The following is a 15,042-nucleotide window of genomic DNA, read 5'->3' on the forward strand; positions in this document are numbered from 1 at the left end:
CTCAGGCCGGGATCGCAACCTTGTCGAGCAGGCGATCAAGCACCTGATCCGCCGTCACACCGTCAGCCACGGCGTCGTAACTCAGTTGCAGGCGATGACGCAGCACCGGATGGACCACGGCGCGCACGTTGTCTGGCGAAACAAAATCCTGCCCCTGCAACCAGGCATCGGCACGGGCGCAACGGTCCAGGCCGATTCCGCCGCGAGGGCTGGCGCCGATGGCGATCCAGCGGCCCAGGTCGGCGTCGTAATCGGCCGGGTGACGCGTGGCATTGATCAGGTCGATCAGGTAACGGTCGATGGCCGGGGACACGTGAATCGCGCTGACTTCGCGACGCGCGGCGAAAATCACCTCCTGTGACAACGCGAAGCCCTGGACCGGAGCGTTCTTGGCGCCCAAGACCTGTTCTTCGTCTCGCAACAAGCGCAGTACCTGACTCTCGTTTTCCGCACTTGGGTAATCGAGAAGAACCTTCATCAAAAACCGGTCCATCTGCGCTTCCGGCAGAGGGTAGGTGCCTTCCTGTTCGATCGGGTTCTGCGTGGCAACCACGATGAACAGCTCCGGCAGTACATGGCTGTTGCCGGCCACGGTGATTTGCCGCTCTTCCATGGCTTCCAGTAACGCCGCCTGGACCTTGGCCGGGGCACGGTTGATTTCGTCCGCCAGGATCAGGTTGCCGAACAGCGGCCCAGGCTGGAACTGGATCTGGTTCTTGCCGTCGATCTGGTGCAAAACCTCGGCGCCGGTGATGTCCGACGGCAGCAGGTCAGGGGTGAACTGGATGCGGCTCATCTTTGCGTCCAGGTGCCTGGCCAGCGCCTTTACCGTGCGAGTCTTGGCCAGCCCTGGCAAACTTTCCAGGAGCAAATGCCCGTTGGCCAGCAGTCCGAGCAGAATCTGCCGGATCACCTGATCCTGGCCCAACACGCTTTCGGCGATGCTGGCTTGCAGGGCGTTGAGGTCATTGAGTGCAGTCATGGCTGATCCTTTATTCAGAACATAAACGTCGGAATGAAGGGAATGAACCGATGGCCATCCCTGGGCACTCCTCAGAAAAACGCTAATGTCAGGTTGACGCTGACACCGTTGCCTTCAGGGCGGTTTTTGGTGTCGAACTCCGGCACCCAACGTGCGTTGATGCTGGCCTGGGCATCATTGAACTTGCCGGCCCAGCCGAACGTCGGGCCGGCCCCCACTGAGCGGCCGCGGAAGCCGCTGGTCGCACCACTTCCCGAGTCGTCGGTGACCTGCTGGACGTAGCCCGCCACCATTCCGGCATTCCAGCCGTTGCCGAAGCCGTGGGTCCACAGCGCATCGAGGGTAAAAATATTGCCGTCCTGATAATCCGTGGCGTCATTCTCGGTGTAGATCTCCAGCCCGCTGGACAGGGTGAACTCGCCACCCTTGCCGTCCAGATGGGTGAAGGCGACGGTAGGCATGAAGGTGTACGTATTCTGGCCAGCGTTGGCCAGCCGATTTTCATTGTAGGCGCCCGTAGGCACATAAATGGGCAGCGAGAACGAGAAATGGTTGACCTCGTCGACGTGGTAACCCGCCGCAATCGGCGTCACTAGCATGTCGGCGAACTGGGTCGCGGTGTCATTGGTTCCCAGGGTCCTGCCACGGGGGCCGGTGACGCTGGCGGTGATGTCGGTGTACTGCACTGGCACGCCGATGGCCGAAGCGTAGTTCCAGCTGCCCTTGCCGGTGTCCCAGATATGGGTGAAGTTGGCCATGGTGTAGGACACTTTAGCGTCCAGCCCGGTACTGACGGCGCCGGCGATCGGCACTTGGGCTTTGCCCTTGAGTTGGCCGTCGTACCAGATGCTGGTCAGGGACATGACCCAGCCGGCTTCCGGCGGCACGATCCCGGCGTTGGAAAATACCTGTTGCCCGGTAATCGGCCGCCCGACACCGCCCTCGGCCGCCAAGGTCAAAGGGCTTGCGCCGATGACGCACAGCGCCAGTAAAGGACGTACTACAAAAGGCCTGACCATGACTGACTCCGCTTACTGTTTTTGTTGTGAATTGACCGGCGTCAGCAGTGGCATTTTCCACTGGTCGCTGGTGACTTCCGGTTTTGGCAGGTACAAGCGCAAGATCCCGTAGAACGGGCCTTTCGGCGCTGGCAGCCAGTTGCTTTGCAGCTCTTTGGCCGGGGCCTTGTTCTGCACGTACAGGGTCAGGCCGCCGTCGGTGTCGAGCTTGAGATCGGGCAACATCCGCGAGTTGATCAGGTAGCGATTCAACGGGTTGGCCACCAGCAATTTGCTCTTGCCGTCGTACATCGTCAGCGACCAGAACGCGTCGGCCGGGGGCAGGGCGCCCTTGTCGAAATGCAGGGTGTAATCGTGCTTCGAGGCGTCGACCGGCTGGCCGTCCTTGTCGACGAAGTAGCCGATGTAGTTTGCTTCCTCGGCAGAGTTGCCGAAGATCCCCATGTTGGCGCCGGCGTAGCGGTACAGGTAATTGCCGTTGAGGTGGTCGCGGGTGCCGAAGAGGTCGCCGCTGGTGACCTGATGAGTATCGACCTTGTCCTTCTTGAGCTGGGCGAACTCGGCCTTGGCATCGCTGATACCGTCTTCCAGCGCCTGGCGCTGCTCAGCGGTGAGTTCATGCAGATTGAATGGCTTGCCGGCTTCGATGCCGATTTTGGCGAAGCGTGCGAGCAGGTCTTTTTCCGCGTCCTGCGCCGGGGCGAACGACAGCATGAAGTTCAGGTAACGGAACAGGTCCGGGGTGGCGCTCATGGTCGGCGTCGGTTTTGGCCAGTCAATCGTTGGCGCTGCCGGCGGAGCCTTTTGCTTGACGTAGTGGCTCAGGGTTTCGACCTTGTAGCCTTTCTGGATCTGCTTGACCTTGGCGAGGTCTTTTTCATCGAACAATTGCGTGCGATACAGCGCGTAGGCAATGTTGCTTTCGCTGCGCACCAGCCGGTCCATTTCCACCGGTTGCTGACCTTGCCAGTTCGGCCCGGCGATCATGAAGTGACCGCCGTTGTTGCCCGTGCTGCGGGTGCCCAGGTACGCAAAGTTCTGCGTGTACGCATCAATCAATTGCACTGAGTAGTAACGGTGTTCTTCGATGGATGGCAGGGTCAGCACCAGCGGTTCTGCGCGCAAATCCATCCAGACGAACGAGTAGGGCGTGTCGGCGTTCGGCGTAACGAAGGCGGTGTCCTTGGCGGTGAACGCCTTGGCGGTGTTGCCGATTTGATTCAGCGGCGCCTTGAAGTTCGGACTCTTCTTGTCGATGGCCTGGGTGTAGAGCGTCTTGTACATCTCCACCACCGGGAAGCCGTACAAGTAGGCCTCCTTGGCGATGCCGCGAGCTTCGTCAGGTGTGGCGGTGAAGTCGGCCCAGGCGCTGGTGCTCAGGGTCAATGCACCACAACTGACGAACATGGCCAACAGGCTGAAACCGGCCGCGCGAATTGCACTGCGCATACAAACTCCTTATGTACCGAAAGTGACGTTGATCCCGGCGAACAATGTGAACTGAGGCACGCCATCGCCTTTGCGTTCAACCGTCCACTGTGGCTCGACAAATGCGTTAAGAATATTGGTCCCGGACTTCCACACCTTACCGCCACCGAAACCGATCGGGATGTAATGGGTGTCGTTTTTCAGGTCGAATGTCCAGATCCCCGTCGAGCGCAAGTACCAGCCCTTGTCCAGGTTGTGCATGAGAAAGGGTTGCAGCGTTGCGGTTTCGACATGCGCGCGGTCGTGGTCCCCCGCGAAAGAACTTTGATATTGCACCAATGCACCCAGCAGGCCGCGAGGTGAGGCGTCAATGGCGACAGCCGCCAGGCCTGCCTGCCACTTGCCGGTGCCCAACTCATCCTGTTCGGCAGTCGGCGCGGTAATTTGCGGGCCAATGCCCAACTGCACGCCTTCGGTCTTGAGGATGAAGATGTCGAACAGGTTCAAATCGCCAATGCCGGTGCTGTAGCCGCTGTGGGGGTCGGGGCGGGTGCTGATCGGCAGGGTCGCGCGCAGCAGTTGTGGAACACCTATAAAGTCATTCGGTGCCATCGGCAAGGTGCCGCGCAGCAGAGAGTCGTTGGTGTGGACGTTGGTGTCGTAAAGCTTGGGGGTGTAGTAGTCCTGGAGGTTGGCGCCGGGGGCCAGGCTCAACGGGTTGTTACTTTTGTTGGCTACATCGGCGTTATCGGCGAACGCGCAAACGACAGGCGCAATCCATGCCGCCATCAGCAACAAAGCGTTTTTTTCCATACTGACTGACATGATTCCCCGATTCCCTGGTGGCTCGTTAGACGACTCGGCACTTCCCGGCCGTTAATGCGTAATCTCTTTCCGATCAAGTTGTAGGAAAGAGTGAAGCTAACAGCAAACCATGACTTAACCAATTAAGGAAATAAATTATTTCGTTTTGTGTGTAAGTTCTCGTTATTTTTGTGTACTAAAAAGTTAATACGAATCATGGAGTTACCAACTAAACCTGTTGTTCTATCGGAACAAGTCGTCAGTTGAACCCTGTGGGAAGTTTTTAGTGTTTTTTCGCCTGCGCGCGAATCCGTTCTTCCTGTTCGCGCAGCTCCGGGGTGAACTCGGCCCCGAAATCCTCCGCCTCGAATACCTGGCGAATCTCGATCTCGGCCTCGGTGCCCGGCATCGGGTTGGGGCATCGCTTGACCCAGTCGATCGCTTCCTGTTTCGACTTCACTTGCCATATCCAGTAACCGGCAATCAGCTCCTTGGTTTCGGCAAACGGACCGTCGATGACGGTGCGTTTGTCGCCCGAAAAACGCACGCGCGCACCTTTGCTGCTCGGTTGCAGGCCTTCGCCTTCGATCAGGATGCCGGCCTTGGCCAGTTCTTCGTTGTAGTTGCCCATGGCGCTCAGCAGTTCTTCGCTGGGCATCACACCGGCTTCCGAATCCTGGCTGGCTTTGACAATAATCATGAATCGCATGGTGTTCTCTCCGCTGAAGGTGTGGGATTCACTACTTGGTCGAATGGCGACAGGCCAAATCGACAGGTCGCTGATAATTTCCAATCAACGCAAAATCTGTGGGAGTGAGCCTGCTCGCGATAGCGGTGTATCAGTCGATATTATTTTTGAGTATCCGATCGACATCGCGAGCAGGCTCGCCCCCACAGGTGGACTGTGTTGATCGATGGGTTGGCGGTAACACTTCACGATTTGTATCTGGCCATAGGTCGCCGGGCCATTTCGTGGTTAACTTTGGCCTCTTCGAGATTCTTTACACTAACGTTCAGAAGGACTCCGTTCATGGCTCAAGTCACCCTTAAAGGCAATCCGGTTCAAGTCAACGGCCAACTGCCACAAGCCGGTTCCAAGGCGCCAGCCTTTTCCCTGGTTGCCGGCAATCTGTCCGACGTGACCCTGGCGAACTTCGCCGGCAAGCGCAAAGTGCTGAACATCTTCCCAAGCATTGACACCCCGACCTGCGCGACTTCGGTTCGCAAGTTCAACGCCCAGGCCAACGATGTCGCCAACACCGTTGTGCTGTGCATCTCCGCTGACCTGCCATTCGCCCAGGCACGCTTCTGCGGCGCCGAAGGCCTGGAAAACGTACAGAACCTGTCGACCCTGCGCGGTGCCGAGTTCATCGAAAACTACGGCGTTGCCATCGCTGACGGCCCGCTCAAAGGTCTGACGGCCCGTGCTGTCGTGGTGCTTGACGAAAACGACAACGTGCTGCACAGCGAACTGGTCAGCGAAATTGGCCAGGAACCGAACTACGACGCAGCACTCGCCGTTCTGAAGTAAGCATACCTTTACAATTGTTAACGGCCTGGCCCTGTCCAGGCCGTTTTCATTTGTGCTTCAGTGTCTTAGATAAAATTTCTGATACGTAAGCCGAAGGTAAATTGCCGGTAAAGCCGCTTTGCTTAATGCCCGCCAGTGCTTATCGTTCAGCCTCATGTAAAACAAGCCCACGCGCCCAATGGTTGATCATTCAATGCAATCCTCCGCTCCTCGTAGTCCTCGTCGCTGGCTGCTCGGCCTGCTTGTCCTGTTGGTCATCGCTGGCGTGTGCTGGAAATACTGGCCCACCGGTGCTGCCCACACGGAGGGTGCAGGGCAGAAAGCCGTGGCCGGGCGTACCGGCAAGGCGGGAGGGATGCGCCCGGGTTTCGGCGGGGCGACCGGCCCGGTGCCCGTGCGCGTGGCGCCTGCGGTCAAGGGTGACTTCCCGTTGTACTACAAGGCGCTCGGGACCGTCACCGCACTGAACACCATTAATGTGCGCAGCCGGGTGGGCGGTGAACTGATCAAGATTTCCTTTGAGGAAGGGCAGATGGTCAAGGCTGGCGATCTGCTGGCTGAAATTGACCCGCGTCCGTACCAGAACGCCTTGCTCCAGGCTGAAGGCACCTTGCTGCAGAATCAGGCACAACTGAAAAACGCTCAGGTCGATGTCGAGCGTTATCGCGGGCTGTTCAAGGAAGACAGTATCGCCAAGCAAACCCTGGACACCGCCGAAGCCTTGGTCGGTCAGTACCTGGGCACCGTCAAGACCAATCAGGCGGCAGTCAACGACGCTAAGCTCAATCTCGAATTCACCAAGATCCGTGCGCCGATTACCGGGCGTGTCGGCCTGCGTCAACTCGACGTCGGCAACCTGGTCGCCGCCAACGACACCACCGCGCTGGCAATCATCACCCAGACCCAGCCGATCAGCGTGGCCTTTACCTTGCCGGAAAACAGCCTCGATGTGGTACTGGCCCGTTATCACACCGGCGCCAAATTGCCCGCCGAAGCCTGGGACCGTAGCGACACCAAGTTGCAGGCCACCGGCGTGTTGCAAAGCCTGGACAACCAGATCGACGTCACCACCGGCACCCTGAAATTCAAGGCGCGCTACGAGAACCGCGACCAAACGCTGTTCCCCAATCAGTTCGTCAATGTCCACTTGCTGGCCGACACCCTCAAGAGCGTGGTGCTCGCGCCGTCGGCGGCCATTCAGTTCGGCACCAACGGCACCTTTGTCTATGCGCTGGACGGCGACAAGAAAGTCACCATCCGTCAGTTGAAAGTCGGCGCCAGCGACGGGCTCAACACTGTAGTCACCGAAGGCCTCGCTCCCGGCGATCGTGTGGTACTGGAAGGCACCGACCGTTTGAAGGAAGGCAGCGAAGTCGAAGTGGTCAATGCCCCCCAAGACGTGCCGACTACCCCGACCGGACACCTGCAAGGTAAACCGGCGGCGGATGCCTCGGAGCCGGCGGCCGCCGACAAGGCGAAAAAGGGCGGCGCATGAACATCTCGCGCCTGTTTATCCTGCGCCCGGTCGCCACGACCCTGAGCATGCTCGCTATTGTGCTGGCCGGTTTGATCGCCTATCGGTTGCTGCCGGTGTCGGCGTTACCTCAGGTCGATTACCCGACGATTCGGGTCATGACGCTCTATCCCGGCGCGAGCCCGGATGTCATGACCAGCGCGGTCACCGCACCACTGGAGCGTCAGTTCGGGCAAATGCCCGGCCTGACCCAGATGGCGTCGACCAGTTCCGGCGGCGCGTCAGTGCTGACCCTGCGCTTCAGCCTCGACATCAACATGGACGTCGCCGAGCAGCAGGTGCAAGCCGCGATCAACGCCGCGACGAATTTGCTGCCCAAGGACCTGCCGGCACCGCCGGTGTACAACAAGGTCAACCCGGCGGACACCCCGGTGCTGACCCTCGCCATTACGTCCAAAACCATGTTGCTGCCCAAACTCAATGACCTGGTCGATACGCGCATGGCGCAGAAAATCGCCCAGATCAGTGGCGTCGGCATGGTCAGCATTGCCGGTGGCCAGCGTCAGGCGGTGCGGATCAAGGTCAATCCCGAGGCCCTGGCTGCCAACGGTCTGAACCTGTCGGATGTGCGCACGCTGATCGGCGCCTCCAACGTCAACCAGCCCAAAGGCAACTTCGACGGCCCGACCCGGGTGTCGATGCTCGACGCAAACGATCAACTGACCTCGCCCAAGGATTACGCCAACCTGATTCTGGCTTACGCCAACGGCGCGCCGTTGCGGCTCAAGGATGTCGCGGAAATTGTCGACGGCGCTGAAAACGAACGACTGGCGGCATGGGCCAATGAAAACCAGGCCGTGCTGCTGAACATTCAACGTCAGCCGGGGGCCAACGTCATTGAAGTGGTCGACCGGATCAAGGCGTTGCTGCCAAGCATCACCGACAACCTGCCGGCCGGCCTCGACGTCACGGTACTCACCGACCGCACCCAAACCATTCGTGCCTCGGTCAAGGATGTGCAGCACGAATTGCTGATCGCCATTGTGTTGGTGGTGATGGTCACGTTCCTGTTTCTGCGCCGCGCCAGCGCCACAATCATTCCATCGATTGCCGTGCCGTTGTCATTGATCGGCACCTTCGGCGTGATGTACCTCGCCGGCTTCTCTGTGAATAACCTGACCCTGATGGCCTTGACCATTGCCACCGGTTTTGTGGTGGACGATGCGATCGTGATGCTGGAGAACATTTCCCGGTTTATCGAAGAGGGCGACAGCCCGCTGAATGCGGCGCTCAAGGGGGCAAAACAGATCGGTTTCACCCTGATTTCCCTGACCCTGTCGCTGATCGCTGTATTAATTCCCCTGCTGTTCATGGCGGACGTGGTCGGGCGTTTGTTCCGCGAGTTCGCGATCACGCTGGCGGTGGCGATTCTGATTTCGCTGGTGGTGTCCCTGACCCTGACGCCGATGATGTGCGCACGTTTGCTCAAGCGTGAACCCAAGGAAGAAGAGCAGGGCCGGTTCTACCGCGCGAGCGGCGCAGCGATTGACTGGATGATCGCCGCCTACGGGCGCAAATTGCAGTGGGTGCTCAAGCACCAGCCGCTGACATTGCTGGTGGCTGTCGGCACGCTGGCGTTGACCGTGGTTCTTTACCTGGCAGTGCCCAAGGGCTTCTTTCCGGTGCAGGACACCGGGGTGATCCAGGGCATTTCCGAGGCGCCACAGTCGATTTCCTTCACGGCGATGAGCGAGCGTCAGCAGGAGCTGGCCAAGGTGATCCTCGCCGACCCGGCGGTGGAAAGCCTGTCGTCCTACATTGGTGTGGACGGTGACAACTCGACACTGAACAGCGGTCGTCTGCTGATCAACCTCAAGTCCCACAGCAACCGTGACCTGAGCGCAACCCAGGTCATTGCTCGTCTGCAACCGGAGCTGGACAAGCTGGTCGGCATCCGCCTGTTCATGCAGCCGGTGCAGGACCTGACCATCGAAGATCGCGTCAGCCGCACGCAATACCAGTTCAGCATGTCGTCGCCAGACGCGGAGCTTCTGAGCCTGTGGAGCAACCGTCTGGTCGAAGCGCTGGCCCATCGACCCGAACTGACCGACGTTGCCAGTGATTTGCAGGACAAGGGCCTGCAGGTCTATCTGGTGATCGACCGCGATGCCGCGTCACGGGTCGGAGTGTCGGTGTCGAACATCACCGATGCGCTCTACGACGCCTTTGGTCAGCGACAGATTTCCACCATTTACACCCAGGCCAGCCAGTACCGTGTGGTTCTGCAATCGCAGTCCGGGGAGAAGATCGGTCCGGAAGCACTGAATCAGATTCACGTGAAAACCACCGACGGCGGGCAAATACGCCTGTCGAGCCTGGCGCACATCGAGGAGCGTCAGGCGCAACTGGCCATCACCCACATCGGCCAGTTCCCGGCGGTGATGATGTCGTTCAACCTGGCACCGGGTGTGGCGCTGGGGCATGCGGTCCAGATCATCGATCAGGTGCAGAAAGACATCGGCATGCCGATTGGCGTGCAAACCCAGTTCCAGGGCGCGGCCGAAGCATTCCAGGCGTCGCTGTCGAGCACCTTGCTGCTGATTCTGGCGGCGGTGGTAACCATGTACATCGTGCTCGGCGTGCTGTACGAGAGCTACATTCACCCGATCACCATTCTCTCGACCTTGCCCTCGGCGGCGGTCGGCGCGTTGCTCGCGTTGATCCTGAGCGGCAATGACCTGGGCATGATCGCGATCATCGGCATCATTTTGCTGATCGGTATCGTGAAAAAGAACGCAATCATGATGATCGACTTCGCCCTCGACGCTGAGCGCAATCAGGGCGTGGACCCGGAAACGGCGATCTATCAGGCGGCACTGCTGCGCTTCCGGCCGATTCTGATGACCACCCTGGCTGCGTTGTTCGGTGCGGTGCCGCTGATGCTGGCCACCGGCTCCGGCGCGGAATTGCGTCAACCGTTGGGGTTGGTGATGGTCGGTGGTTTGCTGGTGAGTCAGGTGCTGACTCTGTTCACCACGCCTGTCATCTATCTGTACTTCGACCGCCTCGGTCGGCGCTGGGGCCACAAGTCTGGAACCGTGGACGCGGTAGAGCAGCCATGAACCTGTCCGGACCTTTCATCAAGCGCCCCGTCGCGACGATGTTGCTGAGCCTGGCAATCATACTGCTGGGCGGCGTGAGCTTTGGTCTGTTGCCGGTGTCACCGCTGCCGCAGATGGATTTCCCGGTGATTGTGGTGCAGGCCAGCCTGCCTGGTGCGAGCCCGGAAGTCATGGCCTCGACCGTGGCCACGCCGCTGGAACGATCCTTCGGCACCATCGCCGGGGTCAACACCATGAGCAGCCGCTCCAGCCAGGGCTCGACCCGGGTGATCCTGCAGTTTGACCTCGACCGCGACATCAACGGCGCGGCCCGGGAAGTGCAAGCCGCGATCAACGCCTCGCGCAACCTGCTGCCGAGTGGGATGCGCAGCATGCCGACCTACAAAAAGGTCAACCCGTCCCAAGCGCCGATCATGGTGTTGTCGCTGACTTCGGACGTGCTCGAAAAAGGCCAGCTCTACGATCTGGCCTCGACGATCCTGTCTCAGAGCCTGTCGCAAGTGCAGGGTGTGGGCGAAGTACAGATCGGCGGCAGTTCGTTGCCGGCGGTGCGTATCGAACTCGAACCACAGGCGCTCAATCAGTACGGCGTGGCCCTCGACGATGTGCGCAACACCATCGCCAATGCCAACGTGCGCCGGCCCAAGGGCTCGGTTGAAGACGGTGAACGGTTGTGGCAGGTACAGGCCAACGATCAACTGGAAAAAGCCAAGGATTACGAGTCGCTGATCATCCACTACAACGGCGGTGCAGCCCTGCGCCTCAAGGATGTGGCCAAGGTCAGCGACGGCGTCGAGGACCGTTACAACAGCGGTTTCTTCAACGATGACGCGGCGGTGTTGCTGGTGATCAACCGGGCGGCCGGCGCCAACATCATCGAGACGGTCAATGAGATCAAAGCGCAGTTGCCGGCGTTGCAGGCGGTGCTGCCGGCCAGCGTCAAGCTGAACCTGGCGATGGACCGTTCACCGGTGATCAAGGCGACCCTGCACGAAGCGGAAATGACCCTGCTGATCGCCGTAACGCTGGTGATTCTGGTGGTGTTCCTGTTCCTCGGTAACTTCCGCGCCTCGCTGATTCCGACGCTGGCGGTGCCGGTGTCGCTGGTGGGCACCTTTGCGGTGATGTACCTCTACGGGTTCTCGCTGAACAACCTGTCGCTGATGGCGCTGATCCTGGCCACCGGGTTGGTGGTTGACGATGCCATTGTGGTGCTGGAAAACATCTCCCGGCACATCGACGAAGGCGTGCCGCCGATGAAAGCCGCGTACCTCGGTGCGCAGGAAGTAGGGTTTACGTTGCTTTCGATGAACGTCTCGCTGGTGGCGGTGTTCCTGTCGATCCTGTTCATGGGCGGCATCATTGAAAGCCTGTTCCGCGAGTTTTCCATCACCCTGGCCGCGTCCATCGTGGTCTCGCTGGTGGTCTCGCTGACCCTGACGCCGATGCTCTGCGCCCGTTGGCTGAAGCCGCACACGCCGGGTCAGGAGAACCGTTTGCAGCGCTGGAGTCAGCGCGCCAACGACTGGATGGTCGGCAAATACGCGACCAGCCTCGATTGGGTATTGCGCCACCGGCGACTGACTTTGCTCACTCTATTCGTGACGATTGGCGTGAACATTGCTCTGTATGTAATTGTTCCTAAAACATTTTTACCTCAGCAAGATACCGGCCAGCTGATCGGTTTCGTGCGCGGCGACGACGGTCTGTCGTTCAACGTGATGCAGCCGAAAATGGAAACATTCCGCCGTGCCGTGCTCAAGGACGACGCAGTGGAAAGCGTCGCGGGGTTCATTGGTGGCACCAACGGCACCAACAACGCCTTCATGCTGGTGCGCCTGAAGCCGATCAAGGAACGCAACATTTCCGCGCAGAAAGTCATCGAGCGCCTGCGCAAGGAAATGCCCAAGGTGGCCGGCGCACAGCTGATGATGATGGCGGACCAGGACCTGCAATTTGGCGGCGGCCGCGAACAGACCACTTCGCAGTATTCCTACATCCTGCAAAGCGGTGATCTGGGCGCCTTGCGTGAGTGGTACCCGAAGGTAGTCGCCGCGCTCAAGGCGTTGCCAGAGTTGACAGCGGTTGACGCCCGGGAAGGCCGGGGTGCCCAGCAGGTGACGCTGATTGTCGATCGTGATCAGGCCAAGCGCCTGGGTGTGGACATGAACATGGTCACCTCGGTGCTGAACAACGCCTACAGTCAGCGGCAGATTTCGACGATTTACGACAGCCTCAACCAATATCAGGTGGTCATGGAAGTCGACCCGAAATACGCCCAGGACCCGATCACGCTCAAGCAAGTGCAAGTGATTACCGCCGATGGCGCGCGGATTCCGTTGTCGACCATTGCCCACTACGAAGCCAGCCTGGAAAACGATCGGGTCAGCCACGAAGGCCAGTTTGCCTCCGAAAGCCTGTCGTTTGACATGGCCGAAGGGGTGACGGTGGAGCAGGGCACTGCGGCCATCGAAAGGGCGATTGCCAAGCTCGGTTTGCCCGAAGAGGTGATCGCGAAGATGGCCGGCACTGCCGATGCGTTCGCTGCGATGCAAAAGAGTCAGCCGTGGATGATTCTCGGAGCGCTGCTGGCGGTCTATCTGGTGTTGGGTGTGCTGTATGAAAGCTACATCCATCCGTTGACCATTCTGTCGACATTGCCATCGGCCGGGGTCGGTGCGTTGCTGTCGATCTATGTGCTGGGCGGCGAGTTCAGTCTGATCTCGTTACTGGGCCTGTTTTTGCTGATCGGCGTGGTGAAGAAAAACGCCATTCTGATGATCGACCTCGCGCTGCAACTCGAACGCCATCAAGGCCTGGCGCCGTTGGAGTCGATTCGCAGTGCCTGTTTGCAACGTTTGCGTCCCATTCTGATGACCACCCTGGCGGCTATCCTCGGTGCCTTGCCATTGCTGCTGAGCCGTGCCGAAGGTGCGGAAATGCGCCAGCCACTGGGCCTGACCATCATCGGCGGGCTGATTTTCAGCCAGATGTTGACCCTTTACACCACGCCGGTGGTTTACCTCTATCTCGACAAACTGCGCCATCGCTTCAATAAATGGCGTGGTGTGCGTTCCGATGCTGCTTTGGAAACTCCGCTATGACTGACCGTTCGCTTATCCATCTGGCCGTCCCGCTGGCCGCCGCCCGAGGCTCGCGCCTGCTGAGCCTGGCGCTGTGCGTGGCGATGCTCAGCGCTTGCGCTGTCGGCCCGGACTATCAGCGCCCGCAAGCGGCTGCGCCGATGCAATACAAGGAAGCGGCAGGTTGGCGTCAGGCCAGCCCGAGCGATTCCCTGGCGCGCGGTGCCTGGTGGGAGTTGTATGGTGATCAGCAGCTCAATGGCCTGATCGAACAACTCAACCGGTCCAACCAGACCGTTGCCCAGTCCGAGGCGCAATACCGTCAGGCCCAGGCGTTGGTGCGCAGCGCGCGTGGGGCGTTCTTTCCGACGGTGGATTTGACCGTCGGAAAAAACCGCTCCAGCCAGGGTACCGGCAGTAGCAACTCGAGCCTGACCAGTTCCTCCAGCGGCATTCGTGACACCTACACCGCCCAGGCCGGGGTCAGTTGGGAAGCAGACGTGTGGGGCAAACTGCGCCGGGGCCTTGAAGCCGACACGGCCAACGCCCAGGCAAGCTTTGCCGACCTGGCCGCGATGCGCCTGAGTCAGCAGTCCGAATTGGTGCAGAACTACCTGCAATTGCGGGTGATAGACGAACAGAAGCGCTTATTGGAAGCGACGGTCGAGGCCTATCAGCGCTCGCTGACCATGACCGAAAACCAATACCGCGCCGGCGTTTCCGGGCGGGATGCGGTGGCGCAGGCGCAGACGCAACTCAAAAGCACGCAAGCCGACATGGTTGACCTGATCTGGCAGCGCGCGCAGTTCGAGAACGCCATCGCCGTGCTGATCGGGCTGCCCCCGGCCGAGTTCAGCCTGGCGGAAACCAACACCATCCCGACGTTGCCCGAAGTGCCGGTGGGCCTGCCTTCTCAATTGCTGGAGCGTCGCCCTGACATCGCTTCCGCTGAGCGTTCGGTGATGGCGGCCAACGCCAACATCGGTGTGGCCAAGGCCGCCTACTACCCGGATTTCACCTTGAGCATGAACGGTGGTTACAGCAGTAGCACCTATTCCAACTGGATCAGCGTGCCCAACCGCTTCTGGTCGGTCGGGCCACAACTGGCCATGACCTTGTTTGATGGCGGCCAGCGTTCGGCAGAAGTCGATCGCAGCGAAGCAGCTTATGACGAGACAGTGGCCAAGTACCGCCAGACCGTACTCGACGGTTTCCGCGAAGTGGAAAACTTCCTGGTGCAGCTCAAGGTGCTGGAAGACGAAGCCGGCGTGCGCCAGGAAGCACTGGACGCGGCACGTATCTCGTTGCGTCTGACCCAAAACCAGTACAAGGCCGGTTTGATTGCGTATCTGGATGTGGTGGTGGTTCAAGCCACGGCATTGAGTAACGAGCGCAGCGTGCTGGATCTTCAGCAAAGCCGGTTGATTGCCAGCGTGCAATTGATCGCCGCGCTGGGCGGCGGTTGGGACGGGGCGTTGCAGGTCAGCGAAAACAAATAATCAACACAGCCCCTGTAGGGGGCGCAGGGCATCAAACAAGCGTTTCATCGGCTTGATGGCGTTTTGGTTATTTTGTCAGTGCGTTCTTTTGCGCAATCAG

10 protein-coding genes are annotated in these 15,042 nt (G+C 59.8%); 5 read left to right on the top strand and 5 right to left on the bottom strand.

Annotation, left to right across the window (positions count from 1 at the left end; translation table 11 throughout):
- Window position 1 precedes the first annotated feature (1 nt).
- From AC3ISI_RS12595 to AC3ISI_RS12615, 5 genes are all read right to left on the bottom strand, one after another.
- Complete coding sequence (locus tag AC3ISI_RS12595) at window positions 2-982, bottom strand: AAA family ATPase (protein ID WP_489337248.1); 981 nt, start codon at window positions 980-982, stop codon at window positions 2-4.
- Between the two features lie 71 nt (window positions 983-1,053).
- Entirely contained in the window at window positions 1,054-2,001 is a 948-nt protein-coding gene (locus AC3ISI_RS12600; protein ID WP_489337249.1) for a SphA family protein, read from the bottom strand.
- 12 nt (window positions 2,002-2,013) lie between these two features.
- Window positions 2,014-3,408, bottom strand: coding sequence for a DUF1254 domain-containing protein (locus AC3ISI_RS12605; protein ID WP_489337701.1), 1,395 nt, complete (start codon window positions 3,406-3,408; stop codon window positions 2,014-2,016).
- 51 nt (window positions 3,409-3,459) lie between these two features.
- The gene (locus tag AC3ISI_RS12610) at window positions 3,460-4,242 is read right to left on the bottom strand and encodes a hypothetical protein (RefSeq protein ID WP_489337702.1); all 783 of its coding nucleotides are present in this window, start codon (window positions 4,240-4,242) and stop codon (window positions 3,460-3,462) included.
- 274 nt (window positions 4,243-4,516) lie between these two features.
- Window positions 4,517-4,942: a YciI family protein gene (locus AC3ISI_RS12615; RefSeq protein WP_489337250.1), complete on the bottom strand. Its 426-nt coding sequence runs from the start codon at window positions 4,940-4,942 to the stop codon at window positions 4,517-4,519.
- 321 nt (window positions 4,943-5,263) lie between these two features.
- On the opposite strand from AC3ISI_RS12615, the gene tpx reads away from it, so the two are divergent.
- The 5 genes from tpx to AC3ISI_RS12640 all read left to right on the top strand — a co-directional run bounded on the left by tpx (window position 5,264) and on the right by AC3ISI_RS12640 (window position 14,942).
- Window positions 5,264-5,764 (top strand): thiol peroxidase, encoded by a 501-nt coding sequence (tpx, locus tag AC3ISI_RS12620; RefSeq protein ID WP_477801307.1) that lies wholly within the window; start codon window positions 5,264-5,266, stop codon window positions 5,762-5,764.
- Between the two features lie 178 nt (window positions 5,765-5,942).
- Window positions 5,943-7,259 (top strand): MdtA/MuxA family multidrug efflux RND transporter periplasmic adaptor subunit, encoded by a 1,317-nt coding sequence (locus AC3ISI_RS12625; protein ID WP_489337251.1) that lies wholly within the window; start codon window positions 5,943-5,945, stop codon window positions 7,257-7,259.
- A complete protein-coding gene (locus tag AC3ISI_RS12630) occupies window positions 7,256-10,360 on the top strand; it encodes an MdtB/MuxB family multidrug efflux RND transporter permease subunit (protein ID WP_489337252.1) in 3,105 nt (1,034 codons plus the stop codon). Before AC3ISI_RS12625 ends, AC3ISI_RS12630 begins: the two co-directional genes overlap by 4 nt.
- On the top strand, window positions 10,357-13,464 hold the full coding sequence (locus AC3ISI_RS12635; RefSeq protein WP_489337253.1) for an efflux RND transporter permease subunit: 3,108 nt from the start codon (window positions 10,357-10,359) through the stop codon (window positions 13,462-13,464). Before AC3ISI_RS12630 ends, AC3ISI_RS12635 begins: the two co-directional genes overlap by 4 nt.
- A complete protein-coding gene (locus tag AC3ISI_RS12640) occupies window positions 13,461-14,942 on the top strand; it encodes an efflux transporter outer membrane subunit (RefSeq protein ID WP_489337254.1) in 1,482 nt (493 codons plus the stop codon). Before AC3ISI_RS12635 ends, AC3ISI_RS12640 begins: the two co-directional genes overlap by 4 nt.
- Window positions 14,943-15,042 lie beyond the last annotated feature (100 nt).

Source organism: Pseudomonas sp. GL_139_B (assembly GCF_057834475.1).